Origin of the sequence: Dysgonomonas sp. HGC4, assembly GCF_001261715.1 — a bacterium.
In the GTDB taxonomy this organism is placed as follows: Bacteria; Bacteroidota; Bacteroidia; order Bacteroidales; family Dysgonomonadaceae; genus Dysgonomonas_A.
On record NZ_CVRU01000017.1, the window covers coordinates 1 to 24,415 of the forward strand.

The 24,415-nt window shown below is 37.9% G+C and carries 20 protein-coding genes; 4 read left to right on the forward strand and 16 right to left on the reverse strand.

The window, feature by feature from the left end; genetic code table 11:
• Positions 1-205: 205 nt before the first annotated feature.
• The 4 genes from HGC4_RS01255 (at position 206) to HGC4_RS01270 (ending at position 4,590) form a co-directional block, all read left to right on the forward strand.
• A complete protein-coding gene (locus tag HGC4_RS01255; RefSeq protein WP_050708302.1) occupies positions 206-1,462 on the forward strand; it encodes a carboxypeptidase-like regulatory domain-containing protein in 1,257 nt (418 codons plus the stop codon).
• 156 nt (positions 1,463-1,618) lie between these two features.
• On the forward strand, positions 1,619-2,170 hold the full coding sequence (locus tag HGC4_RS01260) for an RNA polymerase sigma-70 factor (RefSeq protein WP_050708303.1): 552 nt from the start codon (positions 1,619-1,621) through the stop codon (positions 2,168-2,170).
• Positions 2,167-3,021, forward strand: a complete 855-nt coding sequence (locus HGC4_RS01265) for a FecR family protein (RefSeq protein ID WP_050708304.1) — start codon at positions 2,167-2,169, stop codon at positions 3,019-3,021. The genes HGC4_RS01260 and HGC4_RS01265 overlap by 4 nt, the downstream gene beginning before the upstream one ends.
• 9 nt (positions 3,022-3,030) lie before the next feature.
• Entirely contained in the window at positions 3,031-4,590 is a 1,560-nt protein-coding gene (locus HGC4_RS01270) for a carboxypeptidase-like regulatory domain-containing protein (protein WP_050708305.1), read from the forward strand.
• A gap of 11 nt (positions 4,591-4,601) precedes the next feature.
• Here HGC4_RS01270 and HGC4_RS01275 read toward each other — a convergent pair whose 3' ends face one another.
• From HGC4_RS01275 to rpoB, 16 genes are all read right to left on the reverse strand, one after another.
• Positions 4,602-4,985 (reverse strand): VOC family protein, encoded by a 384-nt coding sequence (locus HGC4_RS01275; protein WP_050708306.1) that lies wholly within the window; start codon positions 4,983-4,985, stop codon positions 4,602-4,604.
• A 40-nt stretch (positions 4,986-5,025) separates the two neighbouring features.
• Complete coding sequence (locus HGC4_RS01280) at positions 5,026-5,394, reverse strand: VOC family protein (RefSeq protein ID WP_050708307.1); 369 nt, start codon at positions 5,392-5,394, stop codon at positions 5,026-5,028.
• An 87-nt stretch (positions 5,395-5,481) separates the two neighbouring features.
• A complete protein-coding gene (locus tag HGC4_RS01285) occupies positions 5,482-6,303 on the reverse strand; it encodes an AraC family transcriptional regulator (protein WP_050708308.1) in 822 nt (273 codons plus the stop codon).
• 150 nt (positions 6,304-6,453) lie between these two features.
• Positions 6,454-7,161, reverse strand: a complete 708-nt coding sequence (locus tag HGC4_RS01290) for a DNA alkylation repair protein (protein ID WP_050708309.1) — start codon at positions 7,159-7,161, stop codon at positions 6,454-6,456.
• Positions 7,162-7,367: 206 nt separating this feature from the next.
• Entirely contained in the window at positions 7,368-8,207 is an 840-nt protein-coding gene (locus HGC4_RS01295) for an FAD/NAD(P)-binding protein (RefSeq protein ID WP_050708310.1), read from the reverse strand.
• A 112-nt stretch (positions 8,208-8,319) separates the two neighbouring features.
• Positions 8,320-9,327 (reverse strand): 4Fe-4S dicluster domain-containing protein, encoded by a 1,008-nt coding sequence (locus HGC4_RS01300; protein ID WP_050708311.1) that lies wholly within the window; start codon positions 9,325-9,327, stop codon positions 8,320-8,322.
• A gap of 3 nt (positions 9,328-9,330) precedes the next feature.
• Positions 9,331-10,119: a 4Fe-4S dicluster domain-containing protein gene (locus HGC4_RS01305; protein WP_050708312.1), complete on the reverse strand. Its 789-nt coding sequence runs from the start codon at positions 10,117-10,119 to the stop codon at positions 9,331-9,333.
• Entirely contained in the window at positions 10,112-10,591 is a 480-nt protein-coding gene (locus HGC4_RS01310; RefSeq protein ID WP_050708313.1) for a hydrogenase iron-sulfur subunit, read from the reverse strand. The genes HGC4_RS01305 and HGC4_RS01310 overlap by 8 nt, the downstream gene beginning before the upstream one ends.
• Before the next feature lie 41 nt (positions 10,592-10,632).
• The gene (locus HGC4_RS01315) at positions 10,633-12,633 is read right to left on the reverse strand and encodes a CoB--CoM heterodisulfide reductase iron-sulfur subunit A family protein (RefSeq protein ID WP_050708314.1); all 2,001 of its coding nucleotides are present in this window, start codon (positions 12,631-12,633) and stop codon (positions 10,633-10,635) included.
• 21 nt (positions 12,634-12,654) lie between these two features.
• Positions 12,655-13,500 (reverse strand): CoB--CoM heterodisulfide reductase iron-sulfur subunit B family protein, encoded by an 846-nt coding sequence (locus HGC4_RS01320; RefSeq protein ID WP_050708315.1) that lies wholly within the window; start codon positions 13,498-13,500, stop codon positions 12,655-12,657.
• 74 nt (positions 13,501-13,574) lie between these two features.
• Positions 13,575-14,114: a 4Fe-4S dicluster domain-containing protein gene (locus HGC4_RS01325; RefSeq protein WP_050708316.1), complete on the reverse strand. Its 540-nt coding sequence runs from the start codon at positions 14,112-14,114 to the stop codon at positions 13,575-13,577.
• A 286-nt stretch (positions 14,115-14,400) separates the two neighbouring features.
• Positions 14,401-15,303: a DMT family transporter gene (locus tag HGC4_RS01330; protein ID WP_050708317.1), complete on the reverse strand. Its 903-nt coding sequence runs from the start codon at positions 15,301-15,303 to the stop codon at positions 14,401-14,403.
• Positions 15,304-15,596: 293 nt separating this feature from the next.
• A complete protein-coding gene (locus HGC4_RS18775; RefSeq protein WP_185099932.1) occupies positions 15,597-15,767 on the reverse strand; it encodes a hypothetical protein in 171 nt (56 codons plus the stop codon).
• A 111-nt stretch (positions 15,768-15,878) separates the two neighbouring features.
• Positions 15,879-16,046: a hypothetical protein gene (locus HGC4_RS18780; RefSeq protein ID WP_185099933.1), complete on the reverse strand. Its 168-nt coding sequence runs from the start codon at positions 16,044-16,046 to the stop codon at positions 15,879-15,881.
• Between the two features lie 140 nt (positions 16,047-16,186).
• Entirely contained in the window at positions 16,187-20,470 is a 4,284-nt protein-coding gene (rpoC, locus tag HGC4_RS01335; RefSeq protein WP_050708318.1) for a DNA-directed RNA polymerase subunit beta', read from the reverse strand.
• An 83-nt stretch (positions 20,471-20,553) separates the two neighbouring features.
• Entirely contained in the window at positions 20,554-24,366 is a 3,813-nt protein-coding gene (gene rpoB, locus HGC4_RS01340; RefSeq protein ID WP_050708319.1) for a DNA-directed RNA polymerase subunit beta, read from the reverse strand.
• Positions 24,367-24,415: the final 49 nt, after the last annotated feature.

Sequence of the window (24,415 nt, forward strand, 5' to 3'; positions counted from 1 at the left end):
TTTCTTATATAAATAGATAATCTCGAAAATAAATGAGATTTAACATAGGGTTTTTATTTCCTGACCGATCATATTAGTACAAGCAAGTATTAATGCAATATTGTTAAATATAGCTCTCAGTTGTAATTATACTAGCCAAAGCAATAAATAGGTCTGCGACCTTAGTACAAGCAGATGATTATATCAACAATTAAATAATACCAATATGAAAACGACAGGTAAACAAATAGCAGGATTTCTGATTATCCTCTTTTTGGCTTTGAGTGTTTCCTCTGTATCGGCACAAAATGAATCTCATTATACATCGGTAAGTGGGGTGGTAAAGGATAAGAAATCGAAAAAGAAACTCGAGTATGTGAATGTCTCTATTCCGGGAACAGGCATAGGAACAATAACAAACGAAGACGGCGAATTTCTGATTAAGATAAATGATTCTATCAATGCAAAGGAATTGGAAATATCGCATCTTGGGTATTTTAATTACAAATTTCCGATTGACAAACGTGGAACTCCGAAAGCAGAGATATTTCTAACTGCCAATGTCAATTTGCTGGATGAGGTTATAGTAGAATCTATGGATCCTCTCGAATTGGTGAAGAGAGCAATTGACCGGATTGGTAATAATTACTGTCCAGAGACTAATCTTATGACAGGATTTTATCGTGAGACGATTAAGAAAGGACGTAACTACATCAATATTTCGGAGGCTGTGATTGACATCTACAAAACTCCTTACGACAAGGGTGCCGTGGATGACGATCGTATACAAATAGAAAAAGGACGTAAACTATTGAGCCAAAAATCAGGGGATACACTTGCGGTGAAACTGATAGGTGGTCCTAATCTTTCGGTATATCTTGATATAGCTAAAAACAAGGATCTTTTGCTTGATAAAGAAGCGTTGGCAAATTACAAATTCAAGATGGAAGAATCGGTCATGATAGACGAGCGCCCGCATTTTGTAGTAAGCTTTGCTCCGCAAGTAAACTTGCCTTATGCCTTGTATTTTGGAAAACTGTATATTGATAAGCAAAGCATTGCTTTTACACGTGCAGAGTTCAGCTTAAGTATGGACGATCGTAACAAAGCAACTCAGGCTATTCTGAAAAAGAAACCATTTAATCTACGGTTCAAACCCGAAGAAGTTTCGTTTATGGTAACTTATAAATTGCGTGATGGTGTAAGTTATTTGAATTATATAAGAAGTGAATTCAGATTTAAATGTGACTGGAAACGGAAATTATTTTATACCAATTACAGTATTGTTTCGGAGATGGTAGTAACAAGTGGAAAAGTAGGTAATGTTGATAATATTCCGTCGAAACTAGCATTCAAACAAAGTCAGTCGCTATCTGATAATGTGAGTAGCTTTAGAGATGCCAACTTCTGGGAAGACTATAATATAATAGAACCTTCGGAGTCTTTGGAATCAGCAGTAACCAAATTGAAAAAACAGCATTGAGAATAAATGCAAAGAGATATTTATTACTATATTCACCTTCTCCCACTCTTTCTATAACGGAAGTAATAATTGCTTCAATGAAAGAAAGATAGGGAAGACCGAAAAGAATCAGCCTAGCAATCTGATGTTTGTAACAATCTGTTATCTACTGCCTTTATGTTAAACGATTTTTTTATAGTTAGAAAGATAAAAGAGGGAGATATAAAAGTCTTTGAGCAAGTGTTCAGACGCTATTATTCTCCCCTTTGTCTCTATGCTGCCGGAATAACAGGAAGGACAGATATTGCAGAAGAAATTATACAAGATTTATTCTATGTATTATGGCGCGACAAGGAGAGTCTTCAAATATTTACATCTCTAAATGGATATTTGTATGGCGCTGTCCGTAATCGCTCACTTCAATATTGCGAACATCGGGGTGTTCGCGATCGTCACAAGGATAAAACATTCTCAGAAAGTGTAGAGATTTTAGACGCTACTCCCGAAGAACAATTGGAGTACAAAGAATTGGAAGAGCTAATAAATAAAACTCTTGGAAAAATGCCCGAAAGACGACTTCGCATATTTAAGATGCAGCGTTTTGAAGGGAAAAAATACGCTGAAATAGCGACCATACTCTCTATATCGATTAAAACAGTGGAGGCTGAAATGACAAAAGCACTTCAATCGTTACGTAAAGAAATAGAGAATTATACTCAGATATTATGACTCAGATAGAAAAAAAGAAAACACATACTGATCAGGCTTGGGATCTGCTTTACAATCGGTTGGAGCAAGATGGGTTATTGCCTGACACAGAAGGAAACAAAAGAACCTTTTTACGTTCAGCAACGTTTAAATGGGTAGCAAGTATAGCAGTGCTTTTGGTGAGTATGGCTGTTGCTTCTATTGTTATCAACAACAATTTGAAAGAACAACAATTACTCTCTTTACACAACGAAAAGGATGAGGCTACGCTTGTAACAACTTTAGAAGATGGGTCAATAGTATATTTGGCAGATCAAACCTCGTTACATTATCCGAAGCATTTCGAAAAGAAGAAACGAGAGGTCTTTCTTGAAGGAAACGCATTCTTTGATGTAAAGGGAAACAGAGAGCGTCCGTTCGTTATAGAAACAGACCAGATTCAAGTAGAAGTACTCGGAACAGCTTTTAATGTAAAAGGAAAAGATGTAGATAATTTTTCTTTGTCTGTAGATCGTGGAGAAGTAAAGGTGACATTGAAAAAGACGGGACAAAGCATTCATATAAAAGCAGGAGAGACAGGCTTACTTCATTCTAATCAATTGGAAACTGTCGCAACGAAAGATATGAATCAGTTCCAAAGATATACCAAACAAATACAATTTAAAGATGAACGTTTGGTGGATGTCGTTCGGGTAATCAATAAGAATGCAGATGGCGTAGAGTTAGAGGTTGCTCCGGGTCTTGAAGACAGATTACTTACTGTAACTTTCTCTAACGATTCTCCATATTCAATGGCTCAACTTATATGTATGGCTCTCAATTTGGAGTGCGTACAACAACAAAATAAAATACGCATTTCGGAACTAAAATAAACCGTAAATATGAAAAGGACGACTCAATACCTTTTTCATTATGTCATTCCTTTGTTGTTGCTGTTTTCTATAGCTACAACCGCTTTTGGTAATGATGGTGATATTTTGAGTCGTAAAATTGAGTTAAGCAAAAATAAGGGAACAGTATATCAACTATTAAAAGAAGTCTCCGATAAATCGGGTTACCTGTTTATCTACGATAGTCAGATTGTAAATAATGACAAGGCAGTAAAAGTTCCTAAGAAAGAATACACACTTCGTGAGGCTATCTATGCAATAACGGGTAATAAAAGTCTTAATATACGCATTGTTGGAAACCATATTCTTTTGAATCTGCAACCTGTGGAAGATGTGGTTATTGAACCCGTTGTAAAGTTGCAGCCAGAAAAGAAAGACAGTATAATACAATATATCACCTTAGGCGGAACTTTGGTTGATGGTATTAGTGGAGACCCTATTCCTTATGCTGCTGTGGGCATTCTAACTTCAACAATAGGTACTATCACAAATCAGAATGGAGACTTTAGGCTCATACTTCCCGATTCGTTGAGGCATTCTAAAATAAAACTATCACATGTCGGTTATCAATCTCAAGAGGTCGAATTATCCTTTTTAGCCGATCAGCATATAATATTTACTCTTGACCCAAAGGTTATTCCATTGCAGGAAGTGGTTATACGTATCGTAAATCCAGCAGATGTTTTGCGTAATATGTGGCTTAAGCGGAGCGAAAATTATTCATCTTCACCTGTTCATATTACAGCTTTTTATAGAGAAGGTATAGAGCACAAAAATACAAATGTTAGCCTTACCGAAGCTGTTCTTGATATATACAAGATCGGTTTCCAAAGTGGAGAAAAGGGCGATCAAGTGAAGTTGTTAAAGATGAGGCGAATTATAGATAGGCAGAGCCCTGATACATTGATAACCAAAATGAAGTCGGGTATAAACTCCAGTTTGCTACTCGATCTGATAAAGAGTGATACACCCGGTTTTCTGAATCCTATAAATAACGGGCATTATATATACAGACATACGGATATAACGGTGCTTGATGGGAGGCGGGTAAATGTAATTTCTTTTGAACCAACATCGGGAGCAGAGCCTCTATACAAAGGCGAACTGTACATAGATGCTGAAAGTTATGCCTTGGTTCAGGCGAATTTCGAAATTCTACCCGATTATGTAAAAAAGGCTACTGATATGTTTATTGTTCGTAAAAGTCGCGATATAAATATTACTCCTCAGCATATTACTTATGTGGTATCTTATAAATCGTTAGATGGTATTTATTACCTAAGCCATGTTCGTGGCGATTTATATTTCAGAGTAAGAAAGAAGAAGCGAATTTTCAGCACGCCTCTTCATATGTGGTTCGAATTAGTGAATTGTGAAACCGATACCTCTGATAATTCGCGTTTTGCACGTAACGAAAGGTTATCTACCCAAAATATATTTTCGGATACTTCTTTCGAATATGACCCTAACTTCTGGGGACACTTCAATGTTATTATGCAAGAAGATAAATTAAAGGAGTCAGTCTTGCAGATTCTCAAAAAGAATAAGTAGTAGCTGATAAACTATTCGGCAATGAGCTCAACCCTATTGTTATCTACATCAAGTACAACACTTTCGAAGTAACCATCTCCGCTTGTTCTGGGCTCGCCTACTATTTTATAACCATCGGCTCTTAAGCGTTCGGTCAGCTCCAATACCTGATCTTTTGTACCTACCGTAAAAGCGAAATGACATAAACCAAGAGATTCAACTTCTACTTTGTTGGTTATATCCTTACGTCTCATTATTTCGAGAGTTGTATCACCTTCGAAAGTGATGAAATACGATTCAAATTTTTTTACAGGATTGACATATTTTGCATTCGAAATACCTCCAAAATAAGTAGTGTAAAATGTTTTCATTTCTTCCAGATTCTCTGTCCAGATGGCTATATGTCCTATTCTCATATCTATTTAGTTGTTAATTTATATTTTCTATTTCATCTGCTTATTGTGCTGAATGAAGTCCTAACTTATTTCCTTCTGTATCCATAAACAGTGCAAAGAATCCCATTTCAGGACTGATTTGGGTTTTCTGGACAATGATTTGCCCTCCATTTTTGCTTACCTTTTCGAGCATTGGTTGTAGGTCATTTCCTGCATTCAGATAAAGAACCGCTCCATCACTTGTCGGTTTGTAATCGTCGCCTTTAACTAAAGCTACATTTACGGTTTCTCCGTCACTGGGAAACACTCCCATTTGTGTTCCGTCCATATCGACTTCTTCGATTGTAATGCCTAAGATCGTTTGATAAAAATAAACCGCTCTAGAGAAGTCTGTTGTTGGAATTTCTACGATTGAAATTAAATTACGCATAATTTTATTATTTTAGTTAATTAAATTGATTATATCTTACAAAGATAAAATACAGTTAATCTTCAAAATTGTAAAAATACGACAGCCTTAATCTTTTTGGTAGAAAAGGGATGAAAGCACATTTTGTTTGTCTCCTAAAAACTTTTTAGGATTGGTTCCTGTAAATTCCTTAAAGTCTTTAATAAAGTGGGCCTGGTCGTAATATTCGTTTTCGTAAGCGATTTGAGTGAGTGTTTCGGTTTCATGGTTAAGTAACATTTTTAGGGCAGTTTGCAACCGGATTACTTTTCCTAATTGTTTGGGGCTGATTCCGATTTGCTTCATAAAATTTCTTTCCAATTGTCTGCGTTTGGATAAATTTTCTTTGAGGATTGTACTGATCGATGAATTTCCATTTGTTAAGAAAAGTGTATCAATAGTTGATTTTACAATATTGTCGATTGTGATTTTTTCGTTGATTTTGTTCAATAAAAAAGTTTCGACAATCTTAATTCTTTGTTGCGTACCGGTTGCGTGAATGATGTTTTGTTCCAACTCGTTTGCTTTTGTTGCTTCAAAAAGCTCTGTGATCGGGGTTTCCTTATTTGCAAGATTTTTGATAGATGTTTTTACAAAATTTGCAAAACCATAAGGATAGAAACGAACAGCAAAAGTATTTACATAGCCTGTTGGTTGAATGTAAAAAGGGTCGATGGTCTGACCAAGAACCATTGCACGAGGTTGAAGGATAAATTCACATTCGGAAGTAAAACGTCTAATATCGTCTCCGAGAATGAAAGCCATTTCCAAACAGCCGTCGGGTACAATTCGTTGTTTGTCTGTGTTGTTTTCGGCAGGAACTTCCAACGTCCAGTAACATTTAACTAATGACTTAAGGAGATTGCTTGGTTCAAATATTTCGTATTGCATTTTTTCTAAGAGCTTGTTTAAATTTTATTGAATTGTCGTAGACTAGCTGTTCGTTAGTTGTTTAAGTTATGGTTTGTTCGTGGGTTTAAGGATGTTAATCACTTAAATTAATTATGAGTAAAATTTATTCAATCTCTAAGTTATTATGCATTATTTTTTCATTGCTTCAATTCTTAAATCTTGAGGCATCTTTTCTATGGTATATCGTAAAGCCGTTCGGGGCATAATGGTTTTCTTTGATATCACATAATCGAATACTTCGTTTTGATGTGCTTCGCTTGCTGCTTTCAGCATCCATCCGTATCCTTTCTGTACCAAATCGTCGTTATCAAGGAGCAGTATATCTGCGATCTCAAAAATCTCATTCAGAAATAAACCTTTTCGGGCAGGAATTATGAGTGTTACGGCAGCAGCCCGTTTCACCCACCGATTATCCGATTTTGCCCATTCTTTTAACTTGGTTATATATTGAGGATACATTTCTACAAATGTTCCGATTGTATGGTTACACAACGTATCACACGAAGCCCAATTGTTTACATATGTATTTACCCATTCTTCGAAAATGTCGAAGTCTTTAGTTTCATAATTGGAACGAATGTTATACGACCAATTGCAGGCCATAAAAGATTCTTCCAAATACTCCGATTTCCATAATTCACTGCATAATCCGAGAATGTATTCTTTAGGCTTATCCTTGATAATTGCGAATGACTCTTTGCTAATCTTATTGACCAGAGGTACTCGTACCCCATAGAACTTTATCTTCTCTTTGAAGAAGTTTTGACTATTGCTTTTAGTTTTCTCGTCAACACTATCTTTTAAAGCTTGCCGAATCTCTGATAATATATTTTCCATCTAGCTTCTGCTTTATTTTATAAGTAATATACAATTTTAATATTACATTTTATAAAGTTCATAGGCTCTGATTTTATACTAACCAAAGCACTAAATAGGTCTTAGACTTTAAAGGTAGGGTTAAATTGCATAGTAGACAAAAATGAAAGAAGGAACTATTCCTATAGAATAACTCCTTCTTTCATCTATTTATAAACCTTGATATTTTAATATTCAGCAGGTAAAGCCTCTAATTCAACCTTAGAAAATACAGGACCGTCTTTACATACATATTGACTCCCAACATTACAGCGTCCGCATTTGCCGACTCCACATTTCATACGGTTTTCTAAAGTGGTATAGATATTTTCGTCGGTAAATCCTAACTTCTCTAATACTGGAAAAGTAAATTTTATCATAATTGGAGGACCACAAACAATGGCTACTGTATTTTCGGGAGAAGGATTCATTTTCTCTAAAACAGAGGGGACGAAACCTACTTTACCTTTCCAATCGGAGGTCTCACCTCCCGGATCGACAGTTGTAACCAATCGTACATCAGGTCTTTCTTCCCATTCCTTTAGTTCATGTTTATATACCAGATCGGCTACCGATTTAGCTCCATATAGAATACTTATGTCACCAAAATTTTCACGTGTATCTAAAGCATTCCATATTACGCACCGCATCGGAGGCAGAGCAATACCTCCTGCAATAAACAGAAGGTTTTTGCCTTTCCATTCATCCATTGGGAAAGTGTTTCCAAAAGGACCTCTGAATCCCATGGTTTGACCTTCTTCTAGTTTAGCTAAGGCTGATGTCACTTTCCCTGTTTCACGGAAAGTACATTCAATATATCCTTTGCGGGTGGGGGAGGAGGCTATACAAAAAGTACTTTCCCCTTCACCGAAGGCAGAATATTCACCGAATTGTCCTGCTTTAAACTCGAAATTATTTCCTGCTTCTTCATCTTTAAATTTCAAACGGAAAGTTTTTACTCCGGGAGCTTCCTGAGTAATTTTCTCGATGAGCATCAGATTTGGAAGATATATATTAGAATTATCCATATTAAGTAATTTCAGCTATTTAATGAATCATTTTAAAAGCATAAGTATCCATTGTCGTTTCACTAGTCAAAGTAATTAAAAGGTCTGCGACCTTAGTCAAAAGGGTTATGATTTACAGGGTGGCTATTTCACTTAAATGTTCTGCAATATTCATATCCACAGGACAAGCACGTGAACATCTGCCACAGCCCGTACAACCTCTTACGGAAATACGTTCGGGCATATATGAGAATTTATGTAGCAGGCGTTGTCTCCATCGCTGACTTTGTACCTCTCTCGGATTGTGCCCCGAAGTATGCATTGTAAATAGTGAGAAACCGCATGAATCCCAGCAACGAAGTCTATTTCCTGAACTTCCGTGAGCATCTTCTTGAATATCAAAGCAGGCACAAGTAGGGCAGACGTAGGCACATGCTCCGCACCCTAAACAGCGTTCGGACTGTTGTTTCCAAACGGGACTTTCGAACATATTGGAAATCTTTTCATGTAATTCTTCTAAGCTAAACTGAACAGGTACTTTTGCGAGATATTCTTCTTTATTTACATTCGGATCAGCTTCGAAAAAGCTGATGTGTTTATTGACCAGATTCTCTCCTTTTTCGGTAATTATTTCCACTAGATAACCCTCTTTTATGGGCGTTAATAGAATATCGCTTCCCTCTGTATTTCCGGGATTACCATTTACAGATGTGCAGAAGCAAAACTCATCGCATTGAGTACAACTAACTGCAATTAGTGTAGTGCGTTTCATCCTCTCATTGAAAGGTAAATCGGGAGTATCCCAATTGAAAATACCTGAGAGAGGTTTGAATCCTGCCGCATCACATGGATGAATGCCAAAAACAACAGTTTCGGGAATAGTAGTTGTGTCAAAATTTTGAAGCGTTACATTACCCTCTTTTTTTGTGTAGGAGAATAATTTCTCAGTACGAGGAAATGCTATGGCTTTTGCAGATTGTGTAGTTTGTATATGATCCATAGAAATTTCTTCCATAGAGGTTATATGTTTATAGTCAGTTTTATTTCCTTTAGCAACGGGAGCATAAATCTGACTTCCCTCGTCGTTTAGTTGGGTGAGCCAGTTCATTAATGATTTGTGGCTTATGTATTTTCTTTCCATAGCTTACAGTATAAAAGATTCTTTATCCTCGGGTTTGAATGTTGACAGTACATTGCCTTTTTCACTCGAATCACCAAAATTGATTTTTACAGTCTCCGACATTTTGTGTGTCAATAGATGTATTGGAATGCCGATCGGGCACGCTGTTCCACATGAACCGCAGTCGGAACAACGACCAGCCATATGCATTACACGATTGATCTGCCATTCCATATTTCCCAGAGTACTTGCCCATGGTTGAATCCATTGAGGGCGATTTACCTCCACTATGCATTTAGTACAATAACACATCGGACAAGCTGCACGGCAAGCATAGCATTTGAAGCATTTCGATAGCTCGTCTGACCAAAATGCCCAACGTTCGGCAGACGACATTTCATCTATTTGCTTGATCAATTCATCATCTTTGAGCTTGGGAGGTGGAGGAGTATCTTTGAGGTATTGTTTTATTTCTTCTAATGAATTAAGAGCTTGAATTTTTCTATCACTCGATAATCCAAATACTTTTAAGCTCTCTTCTTTTAGCTGATTTTCGACAAAAAGTTGAGCTATACTTTTCAATGCATAATAAGATGCTGATATTCCGACTCTCTTACCCTTTACTAAATCTTTTCGGGTTAAATAAACAGCGAGATTTCCGGTACACATATCATTGAACACCAGTTTTTGAGTCTCATCCGCATTATTCGCAAAAAGAGGTCTTGGATTTCGTGTGCCTTCTTCATATCCGATAAAAATATCAATCTCTCCTTTTTCGAATAGTTCTTTGGCTTTGGTTCTCAATTCATCCATTATTCACCTCCATTTCTTTGGCTAATTCTTCCTCGTTATTGGCTAGGAAATCACCAGCTCTTTGGTATTCGGTATAGGGTCCAAGTTCACGGATAGATGCAACCGTAGTATTTACAATGTCTGCCCATTTTGCTCCTTCGGCAGCCGATACCCACGAAAACTGGATTCTGCGTATATCTATTCCCATAAAATCGAGTAGACTCCTGAAAAGTATCCAACGGCGTCGGGCATGAAAATTACCCGAAGTGTAATGGCAGTCATTAGGATGGCATCCCGATACTATTACCCCATCCGAACCATTCGCAAAGGCTTTGAGCAACAGCATGAAGTCGATACGTCCTGTACAGGGAAAGCGAACGATTTTTACATTAGAAGCATATTTTATCCGGCTTGTACCTGTTAAATCTGCTCCGGCATAGGTACACCAGTTACAGACAAAGGCTAATATTTTAGGTTCAAATTCGTTATTCATATTGTTTGTTTTTTCAAATACAACAAAGTCTGTTTTGTGACTTATGCTTCTAATACAGCCATTACCTCGGCGTACATTTGCTCGTTGGAAAATCCTTGTATGTCGATAGATTTAGATCGACAGAAAGAAACACATGTACCACACCCCTGACATAATCCAGGGTTTACCTGAGCTACAGTTTTGATAACTTCACCCGCTCGGTTTTTAATTTCCTCGTGTACTATTGCTTGATAAGGGCAAGCGGTTTCGCATAAGAAACAACCGACACAAGTAGATACTTCGTGCGACGCTATACGGTTCACAACTGCAACCACGGGTTCACGAGTCAATTCGCTATTCGAGAATAATCCGATTACTTTGGCTGCTGCTCCTGATGCCATTCCTACTGTTTCTGGAATGTCTTTCGGAGCTTGACAAGCTCCACACAAAAATATTCCTGCGGTGTTAGTTTCTACGGGTTTTAATTTAGGGTGAGCCTCTGCAAAAAATTTATAGGGATCATAAGAAATGTGCATCTTTTGAGCCAGTTCTTCTGCTCCGTGACTGGCGACGCCCGCACTGGCAAGCACTACCATATCGGCTTCTATCTCAACGGGCTTACCTCCTAAAAGAGTATCTACACCTTTTACAATCAGTTTACCGTCTTTTTCATACACACGAGCTACACGACCACGGACGTAGTTTACTCCATCGTCTTCAATTGCACGGCGAACAAATTCTTCGTAATTCTTACCTGCTGCCCGAATATCCATATAGAATACATACGATTCGCCATCGTGTACTTTATGTTGATATAACATAGCATGTTTTGCAGTGTACATACAACATATCTTAGAGCAATATGGCAATCCTTTAGCCGGATCACGTGAGCCTGCACAAGCAATAAATACTATTTTCTTGGGTTCAGTACCATCCGAAGGGCGACGGATTGCACCCAAAGTAGGACCTGATGCAGATGCCAAACGCTCGAACTGTAATCCTGTAATTACATCTTTGTATTTACCGTAGCCATATTCGGGGAAGAAATTGGGTTTCAGAACATTGAATCCTGTTGCTGTAACTACAGCACCAATATCTTCGGTTATAAATTCATCGGGTCTGTCGAAGTCAATTGCTCCTGTAGGGCACACTTTCTGGCAAACCTTACATTTTCCTTTCGTATAATAAGTACAATTTGTTTTATCAATAACAGGCTTATTAGGTACAGCCTGAGGAAATGGCGTGTAAATAGCTGTGCGTAAACCAAGTCCTTCGTTAAACTCACTGGGGATTTTCTTTGTGGGACATTTCGAGTAGCAAACACCACAGCCTGTACAGAGTTTAGGATCAACACTTTTTGCTTTAAGACGAATAGTTGCTTTGAAGTTTCCGATGAAACCTTCTAACTTCTCCAGCTCAGCATAAGTATATAGTGTAATATTAGGATGTTGAGCTACTTCCACCATTCGTGGGGTAAGAATACACTGCGAACAGTCGAGGGTAGGGAATGTTTCCGATAACTGAGACATGTGTCCCCCAATAGATGGGTCTTTTTCTACCAGAATAACTTGATGCCCTGCATTGGCAATATCCAAACTTGATTGAATACCTGCTATACCTCCACCTATAACAAGAGCTTTTTTATGAATCGGAACTTTTATCGAATTGAGAGGTTTGTTGAGTTTTGTCTTTTCAACAAGCATTCTCACCAGATCAATTGCTTTTTCTGTTGTTTGATCTCCTTTTTCGTGTACCCATGAACAATGCTCACGCAGGTTGGTCATTTCGCACATATATGGATTTAGTCCTGCTTCGGAACAAGCTTTCCGAAAGGTCGGTTCGTGCATACGGGGAGAGCATGCAGCAACCACAACTCCTGTGAGACCTTTTTCTTTAATAGCCTCTTTTATCATTGTTTGTCCGGGATCCGAACACATATATTTATAGTCAACACTGACTTCTACCCCTGTTATTTTAGAAGCTTCTTCGGCTACTTTCTCACAATCGACAGTGGCACTTATATTCTCTCCGCAGTGGCAAACAAATACTCCTATTTTTGACATAATTTCTTCTGTTTTGGTCGTTTATGCAAACGTTGGTGCTACAAATAGTTTCTTAAGTCCAACCTCCTCTTTACTTAATCCCACGGCTAAACCCATAGCCTGAGTGATATACATAACAGGCGTTTTGATATTCATCTGTAAGTAACTATTAATCTGAGGGCGGCGCATATCCAGATTCGATTGGCACATAGGGCATGCAACAATTATCGCTTCTGCTCCTCTGTCCGAAGCATCTTTTACAATCTTACCTGACAGTTTGGCCACAATATCTGTTCGTGAAACAGAGAATCCTGCACCACAGCATTCGGTTTTATAGCCCCAATCCATAGAGTCAGCACCTATCTTTTTCATTAGTGTATCCATTGATTGCGGGTCTTCTAAGCGGTCAAACTTCAATATATCTTGAGGGCGAACAAGCAGGCATCCATAATAGCATACCACTTTATGCTCGAAAGGTTTCACTACCTTTTCTTCTATTCTATTGGTAATGTATTTGTCTATAAATTGCATCACATTGAGAATCTGAAGATTTCCCGAAAGAGGCATTTGTAAAACTTCGGAAATTTTATCTCTTAATTCTTCGCTTTGATTTAGCTCATGCTGAGTAACTGTCAGTCGGTTATAGCAAGCAGCACAAGGCACAACTATTTCGGTCATACCGTCTTTTTCAGCCAGAGCAAGTACCCGAGCAGGAAGCGCCATTGCCAATTCGTGATTTAGATTGTGAGCAGCAGTTGCTCCGCAACAATTCCAGTCGGTAATCTCCTTTAAGTTGATATCGAAAGCTTTAGCGAGAGCTAATGTCGATTGGGCGTACTCTGAAGAAGTCCCTTTCAGAGAGCATCCCGGATAGAATCCTATTTCCATAGTTTATAATTGATCTTGCCAGACTTCCGAATCATTGAAAGTCGGCGTGTTTTCTTAGTTAATCTTTGGCCTGCTTATTTCTTCGTATTGGAGAAAATAGAAGCAATTTGTTTTTTGTCTTCGACCATTTCGGGTAGGATAGGAAGTTTTCCTTTCGAAAACATTTTAGGAGCTATGTTCATGTCTTGTAATAGATTCAAGGTGCGAGCTTTATAACCTGCAACCAAACCTATTTCATATAATCGTCCGGTAAATTTTACCGAGTCTAGAAAAGCTTTGTGGAAAGAAACTATTTGACTTGATTTTTTATTTATGGATTTCTTCTCAATAGATTTCTCTCTCATATAATCCATCAATTGAGGAATATCTATTTCCATAGGACAGCGGGTCAAGCAATTTTGACAAGATACGCATAGCCATATAGTTTCGGATTGTAGTAAGCTATTGTAATTAGAAATGTCATTGGTTTGCAGCATTCTCATTACCAGACTGGGCGGATAATCCATATCTTCAGCTAAAGCACAACCCGCCGAGCATTTGCCACACTGATAACAGCGGTTGACATTCACTCCCACTTTAGATCTGATTTCAGATATATAACTTTCTTTTTCCATAGAATAGTATAGTTTAGGTCTCTTATCTCTATATTTAGTTTTGTGGCGTTTTATAATCTTTGAATATCACAAAATGAATATTTTGACAAGTATGGATAGCAAAGTACGGGAAAATAAATTTAACTAAAACTATTTATACCCTTTTTATTTTATGTTGTAGGGCATAATTTAAGGTTGAAATTCAGTTTTTAATCTTGTATGGCTTAAGTATGTATCTGTTTACTCTGCGAGAAATTCTGGTTTTATATCTCGAATTATATAGTATCGAATCTAACTGTAGAGTTGTTTAGGCAGTCCTTTGTCTTAGTTTAAGCCCTCTTTCGGCTATGTATACACCAAAGAGTATAAAGACTGAACCAAGTAGAGCTATAGTTGTAATTTGCTCATTTATGACAATGGAAGAAGTTAGCAAAGTTACTAGTGGAACAAAATAGATATAATTTGAAGTTTGTATTACTCCCAGTTCTTTGACCGCACTATTCCACATGATATAGCATAATAATGATGCGACTACTCCAAGGAAAAGTAAATTTGCAATTATTGTAGGATCAGTTAGTAGATGCGTGTGAAAAACATCAGAACTGAATAAAATAAAAGGCAACAAAGTTATAATACCATAAAAGAATACCTTACGGGTAATAAAAAGTGTAGAGTAATGACCGTTAAGTCGTTTGAGTATTATCCCATAGAAAGCCCATGATAATGCTGCCAAAATTGTAAGAATATCTCCTAATGGATTGATCTGTAAAATAAAACTGCCATTGAATACAACAAGGGCAACGCCAAGTAGAGCTATTATTGAGCCAAAGATAAGATGAGGCTTTATATGTTCTTTTCGATAAATGAAATGTGATAGAAATGCGGTGAAGATCGGAGCCGTGCAAATGATAAGAGATACATTAGATGCAAGGGTGATTTTAAGGGCTGTATTTTCGAGGACGAAATACAGTGATCCGGCACTTAAACCTGTACCAACAAATAGTAATTCGTCTTTGATGTTTTTCGCAAAGAGCTTGCGTGGACAGACAAACCAAATACAAACGTATGCTAAGAGGAAACGATAGAATAGAATCTCAATAGGAGATAGTCCATATCCGATAAGTACTTTAGTGGATACAAAAGTAGTACCCCATATAGCTACCGTTAAGATTGTTATTATGTGATACCAATATGCTTTGGATTTTTGCATGATAAGTCTTGTGAATTTCTATATGCAAAAATAAGATCTATTATTGTAATGTTGGTATCTCCACAGCTTTTTGTTCGAATAAAATCTATTCCCTCAATAATCTGAGGATATTATAAGAAAAGAAAGATAAGGAATGATTAATTGTGATAGAAGCTATAAATAGATCGAATTTGAAATTGATTGCTTCTGAGAGTTTGCACAGATAAAAAAGGGCGAATAATTTATTCGTCTTTTGAGTTAGGTCAATCATCTTACTTTAGATGCTGAATGTAGATGAAATAAAAGGTAACTATTTAATCATTGTCATCGTCGTCATCATATAGATTGTTCAATTCAAAGGATAAACTGTCATATTCTTTTATCCACAACTCGCGTATCTCTTTTGGTGTAGCGGCTGGTGGATTATCAATTTTGTCTTGTAGTATCTCAATTTCTTTTTCAAGTTCATTACGCCTATTAGTCATTGGTATAGATATTAAGTTCGTAATATAGATTTAGTATAAGCAAATATTGTCTTATCCTTTCAAAGTACAATAAATTCTTTTTATGCAGGTTCAAAATTAAAGGATAGCATATTATCCTCTACTTTCCATACTTTCCTCGTCAGGGTTTATTTTATTTGTGGCTGCCTTTACTTCCTTCTTTGTTGCAGGTTCGGGAGCTTTACTCGAATCTTGAACTATTCTGGCAGTTTCATAAGACTTAAATTCTTTCGCTTTAGTTGGCTTGTTGATTATCTTCATAATAGTCAGGTTTTTTATATAAACGTATAAGTAAACGATAAAGTTTTAAGAAGATATTGTTAATCCTTATAGTATAACTAAAAAAAGAGGACGAATAATTTATTCGTCCTCTTTTCAATATTATGATGTATGAGTGATTACTACTCTACACTGTCAAAGTCTACAACAGTTTTTCTGTTAGCCATTACTCTGTCAAAATCTTCTTTAGTACCTACAACAAGCTTATCAAAATCTCGTTGACCAGTACCTGCAGGAATCAAGTGACCACAGATAACGTTTTCTTTTAGACCTTCTAATCTGTCAACCTTACCATGGATAGCAGCATCGTTAAGAACCTTGGTAGTTTCCTGGAACGAAGCAGCCGACATGAAGCTGGTTGTTTGAAGAGCTGCACGTGTAATACCTTGAAGTATTTGGTTAGCAGTTGCTGGGATAGCATCACGAACCTCTACGATACGAAGGTCACGACGTTTCAACATCGAGTTCTCGTCTCTAAGTTTACGTGCTGTAACAATCTGTCCTGGTTCGAATGTAGAAGAGTCTCCTGCATCTACAACGACTTTTTTACCCCAGATACGATCGTTTTCTTCCATTACAACATGCTTGTCAATAACTTGTTGTTCAAGGAAACGAGTGTCTCCCGGATCAACCACTTCTACCTTACGCATCATCTGACGTACGATAACTTCGAAGTGTTTATCATTGATTTTCACACCTTGCAGACGATATACATCCTGCACTTCGTTTACGATATATTCTTGTACTGCGGTTGGTCCCATAATTGCAAGAATATCCGAAGGAGTGGTAGCACCATCCGATAGAGGCATACCTGCACGGATGAAGTCATTCTCCTGTACCAGAATTTGTTTAGAAAGAGGTACCAGGTATTTCTTTATTTCACCTGTTTTAGATGTAATAATTACTTCTCTGTTACCACGTTTGATTTTACCAAACGAAGCCTCTCCATCAATTTCAGATACAACAGCAGGGTTAGAAGGGTTACGTGCTTCGAATAACTCGGTAACACGAGGAAGACCCCCCGTAATATCACCGGCTTTACCTACTGCACGAGGTATCTTAACTAGTACATCTCCGGCTTTCATTGTATCGCCATCTTCTTTGATAACGTGAGCACCAAGAGGTAAACTGTATGTTTTGATTATGTTGCCTTTCTCATCCAGAATGTGTGCCTCAGGAGCTTTAGTCTTATCACGCGATTCAATAATGATCTTTTCTTTCAAACCGGTTTGTTCATCCGATTCTACTTTGTAAGTTACATTTTCGATAACGTTTTCAAATTTGATCTTACCTGTTGCCTCTGATACGATAACAGCATTAAATGGATCCCATTCGCAAATTACATCACCTTTTTTAACCGATGTGCCTTCTTTGAAATAAAGTTTAGCACCATAAGGAATATTGTGAGTAAGTAATACGATTTTAGTATTAGGATCTACAACACGTATTTCTACAAGACGGCTTACTACGATTTGTACTTTTTTGCCTGTTTCGTCGATAGTCTCAACAACACGCAAGTCATCAATTTCCAAAATACCATCGTATTTTGTCATGATGCTGTTTTCAGTAGCAATATTCGAAGCAATACCCCCTACGTGGAACGTACGAAGTGTAAGCTGTGTACCTGGCTCACCGATTGACTGAGCAGCGATAACTCCAACGGCTTCTCCTTTTTGAACCATACGACCAGTAGCAAGGTTACGACCGTAACACTTAGCACATACGCCTTTTTTAGATTCGCAAGTTAATACCGAACGGATTTCAACACGCTCAATTGGTGAGTTTTGAATAATTGTAGCAGCTTCTTCTCTGATTTGTTCACCAGACTCTACAAGGATTTCTCCTGTTAGAGGATGTTGAATATCATGAACAGAAACACGACCTAATATACGTTCGTATAATGAAGCTACAACTTCTTCGTTGTTTTTAAGTTCTGTACAAACAAGTCCGCGAAGTGTACCACAGTCTTCTTCGTTGATGATCACATCTTGTGATACGTCAACCAGACGACGAGTAAGGTATCCTGCATCGGCTGTTTTCAATGCTGTATCGGCAAGACCTTTACGAGCACCGTGGGTAGAGATAAAGTACTCTAACACCGACAGACCTTCTTTAAAGTTAGAAAGGATAGGATTCTCAATAATCTGAGCACCTTCCGCTCCACTTTTTTGAGGTTTTGCCATCAATCCACGCATACCTGACAACTGACGAATCTGTTCTTTCGATCCACGAGCTCCAGAGTCAAGCATCATATATACAGAGTTGAAACCTTGGTTATCTTCTGAAAGTTGTTTCATCAAAATGTTCGACAACTTAGAGTTGATGTGTGTCCAGGTATCAATAATCTGGTTGTAACGTTCGTTATAGGTGATGAATCCCATATTGTAGTTTCCTAGAATCTGTTCAACTTCATCATATCCTTGTTTAACAAGCGTTTCTTTTTCTGCGGGGATAATTACATCTTCAAGGTTGAACGACAATCCTCCACGGAATGCCATTGTATATCCAAGATCTTTAATATCGTCAAGGAACTGAGCCGTTTTAGCAACTCCAGCCAATTTGATGATATTACCGATAATATCTCTAAGAGATTTTTTAGATAAGATTTCGTTGATAAATCCTACTTCGATTGGCGTGTTTTGGTTTACAAGTACACGTCCTACCGTAGTTTCGCGCATAATTGTAGCCACTTGTCCATTCTCGTCAAGGTCTCTTACATACACTTTGATAAGGGCATGTATATCAACTTTCTTCTCATTGTAAGCAATGATAGCTTCTTCCGGTCCGTAAAAAGTAAGACCTTCACCTTGTGCTCCCGGACGTATTTTTGTAATATAATACAGTCCTAATACCATATCCTGAGAAGGTACTGTAATAGGAGCACCGTTAGCAGGGTTCAAGATATTATGAGACGCAAGCATCAACATTTGGGCTTCCAATATAGCGTCATTACCAAGAGGTAAGTGAACAGCCATTTGGTCACCATCAAAGTCAGCATTGAAGGCAGTACATGAAAGTGGGTGTAACTGAATTGCTTTGCCCTCGATCATTTTAGGTTGGAATGCTTGGATACCCAAACGGTGCAGAGTAGGGGCACGGTTGAGCAATACTGGGTGACCTTTCATCACATGCTCAAGAATATCCCATACTACAGGCTCTTTGCGATCAACGATTTTCTTCGCAGATTTTACCGTTTTCACGATACCACGTTCAATCAATTTACGAATCACAAATGGTTTGAATAGCTCTGCAGCCATATCTTTAGGAAGACCACATTCGTGCATCTTCAATTCAGGACCAACGACGATTACCGAACGAGCTGAATAGTCAACACGTTTACCTAAAAGGTTTTGACGGAAACGTCCTTGTTTACCTTTCAAACTATCAGAAAGTGACTTAAGAGGACGGTTTGATTCTGTTTTGATTGCACTCGATTTACGAGAGTTATCAAACAATGAATCTACTGCCTCTTGAAGCATACGTTTTTCGTTACGTAAAATTACATCCGGAGCTTTAATGTCGATCAATCGTTTCAAACGGTTGTTACGGATGATAACACGACGATACAAATCATTTAAGTCAGATGTTGCAAAACGACCTCCATCCAAAGGAACCAAAGGACGAAGTTCGGGTGGTATTACAGGAACAATCTTAACGATCATCCATTCGGGGCGGTTTTTCGCCTTCGAACCACGGAAAGCTTCAACAACCTGAAGTTGTTTAAGAGCTTCGTTTTTACGTTGTTGAGAAGTATCTGTATTAGCTCTGTGACGAAGTGTATTAGCTAATGAATCAAGATTCAAACGAGCCAATAAATCGTAAACAGCTTCAGCTCCCATTTTAGCAATAAACTTATTGGGATCCATATCATCCAATAGTTGATTGTCTTTAGGAAGTGTATCTAAATGGTTCAGATATTCTTCTTCAGTAAGTAAGTCTTTGTAGGCTACGCCTTCTTCTTCCTTTACTCCAGCTTGTATTACAACATAGCGTTCGTAATAAATGATCATATCAAGTTTCTTGGTTGGTATACCAAGAAGATAACCCATTTTATTAGGTAAAGAACGGAAATACCAGATGTGAGCAACAGGTACCACCAAATGGATGTGACCGGTACGTTCACGTCTAACTTTTTTCTCAGTAACCTCTACACCACAACGGTCGCAGACGATACCTTTATATCGGATACGTTTGTATTTACCGCAATGACATTCGTAGTCTTTTACCGGACCAAAAATACGTTCGCAGAACAAGCCGTCACGTTCGGGTTTGTATGTACGATAGTTTATAGTTTCGGGTTTCAAGACTTCACCGCTTGAACTTTCTAGAATTTCTTCAGGAGAGGCAAGACTGACAGTGATTTTTGAAAAGCTACTCTTTACTTTACTATCTTTTCTAAAAGCCATATATCAAATTATATAAAGAGTTAAAGTATATTGTAAGTATGTGGAGTATTCCATCGAGAAATACTCCACAATCCTATGTTTTATTAATCAAGAGTTACGCTCAAACCAAGACCTCTCATTTCATGTAGTAATACATTTAATGATTCAGGTATACCCGGTTGTGGCATTGGTTCGCCCTTAACAATAGCTTCATAAGCTTTAGAGCGTCCCATAACGTCATCCGACTTGATTGTAAGTATTTCTTGTAAGATGTGAGCAGCACCAAATGCTTCAAGTGCCCAAACCTCCATCTCTCCGAAACGTTGACCCCCGAATTGAGCTTTACCTCCAAGAGGTTGTTGCGTAATAAGTGAGTATGGTCCGATAGAACGAGCGTGCATCTTGTCTTCAACCATGTGACCTAGTTTCAGCATGTAGATAATACCTACAGTTGCAGTTTGGTCAAAACGGTCTCCTGTACCACCATCGTGCAGATATGCTTTACCGTAGCGAGGCACACCGGCTTTGTCTGTCCAATCATTAAGATCATCAAGACTAGCACCATCAAAGATAGGAGTTGCAAATTTTACACCTAATTCTTTTCCTGCCCAACCAAGTACGGTTTCGAATATCTGTCCAAGGTTCATACGAGAAGGTACACCCAGTGGATTCAATACAATATCAACAGCTGTTCCGTCTGCTAAGAATGGCATATCTTCTTGACGAACGATACGAGACACGATACCTTTATTACCGTGACGTCCTGCCATCTTATCACCTACTTGTACTTTACGTTTTTTAGCTACGTATACTTTTGCGATTTGTACAATACCCGATGGAAGTTCATCACCGATTGTAAGATCGAAACGTTTACGTTTCAGTTCAGCGTCAAGTTCTTTATACTTACGTAGATAATTTACAATTACGCTCTTTATAAGCTCGTTTTTATTATCATCAGTAGTCCAGTTACTAACTTGAATCGATTCGAAGTCGATGCTGTCAAGTGCCGATTTTGTGAATTTAGCACCCTTAGCGATAACATCTGTATTCAAATAATCTTTTACTCCTTGAGATGCTTTACCTTCAGTAAGAACCAATAGCTTATCAACTAAAATAGTTTTTTGTTTAGCCATTTTTTCTTCGTACTCTTCGTCTAATTTAGGAAGTAACGCTTTACTCGAAAGTTTTGTTTTTCCTTTTTTAGCCGCTTTAGAGAACAAATTGGTTCCAATAACAACACCTTTCAATGATGGAGAAGCTTTCAAAGAAGCATCTTTCACATCGCCGGCTTTGTCACCGAATATTGCACGAAGTAATTTTTCCTCAGGTGAAGGATCAGATTCTCCTTTAGGAGTAATCTTACCGATAAGAATGTCACCAGGACCTACACGAGCTCCTATGCGAACGATTCCTCTTTCATCCAAGTCTTTAGTTGCTTCTTCGCTAACGTTAGGAATATCAGAAGTTAATTCTTCAACCCCACGTTTAGTATCACGTACATCAAGAGAAAACTCTTCTACGTGAACAGATGTAAATACGTCTTCACGAACGATACGCTCATTCAATACGATAGCATCCTCAAAGTTATAACCTTTCCAAGGCATGAAAGCAACCTTAAGGTTCTTTCCGATTGCAAGTTCACCATCTTCAGTAGAATAACCTTCGGTAAGAATATCACCTGCTACTACACGTTGTCCTTTTTGACATGTTGGTCTAAGGTCAATAGTTGTATTCTGGTTAGTCTTTCTGAATTTAGGTACTATATATGTCTTAACAGCACTATCGAAGCTTATAAATTCTTCGTCATCTGTACGGTCATATTTAATTTTGATTGTACTCGCATCCACATACACAATTTCACCAGGACCTTCGGCCACGATTTGTGTACGAGAATCTTTAATAAGCAAACCTTCGATACCTGTACCCACAATAGGAGCTTCAGTACGAAGTAAAGGAACTGCCTGGCGCATCATATTAGATCCCATCAGTGCACGGTTGGCATCATCATGCTCCAAGAAAGGAATCAAAGATGCTGCAATAGATGCAATCTGAGTTGGTGATACGTCCATTAATTCGATTTCCTCAGGACCAACTACGGGATAGTCGGCATCCTGACGAGCTTTTACACGAGTATTAATGAAACTACCGTTATCATCTAAAGGAGCATTTCCTTGAGCGATAATTTTTTCTTCTTCCTCTTCCGCAGCAAGGTATATGATACCATCTTCAGAAAGATCTACTTTGTTATTAGTAACCTTACGATATGGAGTCTCAATGAATCCAAGCTCGTTGATTTTTGCATAAACACAAAGAGAAGAGATAAGACCGATATTAGGTCCCTCAGGAGTTTCAATAGGACACAAACGACCGTAGTGAGTAAAGTGAACGTCACGCACCTCGAAACCTGCTCTTTCACGAGAAAGACCACCTGGTCCAAGTGCCGACATACGACGTTTGTGAGTAATCTCAGCTAGAGGATTGGTTTGATCCATGAACTGAGACAAAGCATTCGTTCCGAAGAATGTATTGACAACAGATGAAATTGTTTTCGCATTGATCAAGTCAATAGGAGTGAACACCTCATTGTCGCGGACATTCATTCTTTCACGAATGATACGAGCCATACGGTTAAGACCAACTCCAAACTGGTTGTAAAGTTGTTCTCCTACAGTACGTACACGTCTATTACTTAAGTGGTCAATATCATCTACAATTGCTTTAGAGTTGATAAGCTCAATTAAGTACTTTATAATTTCAATTATATCTTCTTTAGTCAAAACACGAACATCTACGCTCGTATTTAAACCAAGTTTTTTGTTTATTCTATATCGACCTACTTCTCCTAAATCGTAACGTTTCTCAGAGAAGAATAAACTGTTGATAACTTCGCGTGCGCTAGTATCATCAGCAGGCTCAGCACTACGCAGTTGTCGGTAAATATGACGAACCGCATCGATTTCTGAGTTACTAGGGTCTTTTTGTAAAGTGTTATAGATTATTGTATAATCCGAAGCATTTTGATTGCTCTTATGCAATAGTATCGAACCTACACCAGAGTCAAGAATAGCATCCATATGGTCTTTCTCAACGATGGTTTCACGCTCGATGATAACTTCGTTTCGTTCAATAGAAGTAACCTCACCAGTATCTTCATCTACAAAATCTTCCATCCACGTCTTAAGGATACGAGCAGCAAGCCTGCGTCCCTCTATCTTTTTTAGATTTTGCTTATTAACTTTAATTTCCTCGGCAAGGTCAAATATTTCGAGAATATCTTTATCACTTTCAAAACCGATAGCTCTAAGCAGAGTAGTTACCGGTAATTTCTTTTTTCTGTCGATATACGCATACATGACACTGTTGATGTCTGTAGCAAATTCTATCCAAGAACCCTTGAATGGAATGATACGTGCAGAATACAGTTTAGTACCATTGGCATGTACACTTTGTCCAAAGAATACACCTGGCGAACGGTGAAGTTGCGATACAACTACACGCTCAGCTCCATTGATGACAAAAGTACCTTTCTCTGTCATGTATGGAATTAGTCCAAGGTATACGTCTTGAATTACTGTATCGAAATCCTCGTGATCGGGGTCCGTACAGTAAAGTTTTAGCTTTGCTTTAAGAGGAACACTATACGTTAAGCCTCTCTCAACACACTCATCAATAGTGTAGCGAGGAGGATCGATATAGTAGTCCAAAAATTCTAATACAAAGTTGTTGCGAGTATCAGCAATTGGAAAATTCTCAGCAAAAACTTTATATAAGCCTTCTTTCTTTCTTTTTTCAGGAGGTGTATCAAGCTGTAAAAAGTCTCTGAAAGACTTTAATTGTACTTCAAGAAAATCAGGGTACTGAAGAGGATTTTTTATTGAAGCAAAGTTGATTCTTTGATTTGTTGTAGTTGAAGACATGGAATACTCTTTTTTTTGAACTAATTACTTTTGACGCAAAAAGGTCAAG

What these genes read in the sequence shown, in the direction of transcription:
- HGC4_RS01255 (WP_050708302.1), top strand. Translation starts at nt 206, where the DNA reads ATGAAAACGACAGGTAAACAAATAGCAGGATTTCTGATTATCCTCTTT.
- HGC4_RS01260 (WP_050708303.1), top strand. Translation starts at nt 1,619, where the DNA reads ATGTTAAACGATTTTTTTATAGTTAGAAAGATAAAAGAGGGAGATATA.
- HGC4_RS01265 (WP_050708304.1), top strand. Translation starts at nt 2,167, where the DNA reads ATGACTCAGATAGAAAAAAAGAAAACACATACTGATCAGGCTTGGGAT.
- HGC4_RS01270 (WP_050708305.1), top strand. Translation starts at nt 3,031, where the DNA reads ATGAAAAGGACGACTCAATACCTTTTTCATTATGTCATTCCTTTGTTG.
- HGC4_RS01275 (WP_050708306.1), bottom strand. Translation starts at nt 4,985, where the DNA reads ATGAGAATAGGACATATAGCCATCTGGACAGAGAATCTGGAAGAAATG.
- HGC4_RS01280 (WP_050708307.1), bottom strand. Translation starts at nt 5,394, where the DNA reads ATGCGTAATTTAATTTCAATCGTAGAAATTCCAACAACAGACTTCTCT.
- HGC4_RS01285 (WP_050708308.1), bottom strand. Translation starts at nt 6,303, where the DNA reads ATGCAATACGAAATATTTGAACCAAGCAATCTCCTTAAGTCATTAGTT.
- HGC4_RS01290 (WP_050708309.1), bottom strand. Translation starts at nt 7,161, where the DNA reads ATGGAAAATATATTATCAGAGATTCGGCAAGCTTTAAAAGATAGTGTT.
- HGC4_RS01295 (WP_050708310.1), bottom strand. Translation starts at nt 8,207, where the DNA reads ATGGATAATTCTAATATATATCTTCCAAATCTGATGCTCATCGAGAAA.
- HGC4_RS01300 (WP_050708311.1), bottom strand. Translation starts at nt 9,327, where the DNA reads ATGGAAAGAAAATACATAAGCCACAAATCATTAATGAACTGGCTCACC.
- HGC4_RS01305 (WP_050708312.1), bottom strand. Translation starts at nt 10,119, where the DNA reads ATGGATGAATTGAGAACCAAAGCCAAAGAACTATTCGAAAAAGGAGAG.
- HGC4_RS01310 (WP_050708313.1), bottom strand. Translation starts at nt 10,591, where the DNA reads ATGAATAACGAATTTGAACCTAAAATATTAGCCTTTGTCTGTAACTGG.
- HGC4_RS01315 (WP_050708314.1), bottom strand. Translation starts at nt 12,633, where the DNA reads ATGTCAAAAATAGGAGTATTTGTTTGCCACTGCGGAGAGAATATAAGT.
- HGC4_RS01320 (WP_050708315.1), bottom strand. Translation starts at nt 13,500, where the DNA reads ATGGAAATAGGATTCTATCCGGGATGCTCTCTGAAAGGGACTTCTTCA.
- HGC4_RS01325 (WP_050708316.1), bottom strand. Translation starts at nt 14,114, where the DNA reads ATGGAAAAAGAAAGTTATATATCTGAAATCAGATCTAAAGTGGGAGTG.
- HGC4_RS01330 (WP_050708317.1), bottom strand. Translation starts at nt 15,303, where the DNA reads ATGCAAAAATCCAAAGCATATTGGTATCACATAATAACAATCTTAACG.
- HGC4_RS18775 (WP_185099932.1), bottom strand. Translation starts at nt 15,767, where the DNA reads ATGACTAATAGGCGTAATGAACTTGAAAAAGAAATTGAGATACTACAA.
- HGC4_RS18780 (WP_185099933.1), bottom strand. Translation starts at nt 16,046, where the DNA reads ATGAAGATAATCAACAAGCCAACTAAAGCGAAAGAATTTAAGTCTTAT.
- rpoC (WP_050708318.1), bottom strand. Translation starts at nt 20,470, where the DNA reads ATGGCTTTTAGAAAAGATAGTAAAGTAAAGAGTAGCTTTTCAAAAATC.
- rpoB (WP_050708319.1), bottom strand. Translation starts at nt 24,366, where the DNA reads ATGTCTTCAACTACAACAAATCAAAGAATCAACTTTGCTTCAATAAAA.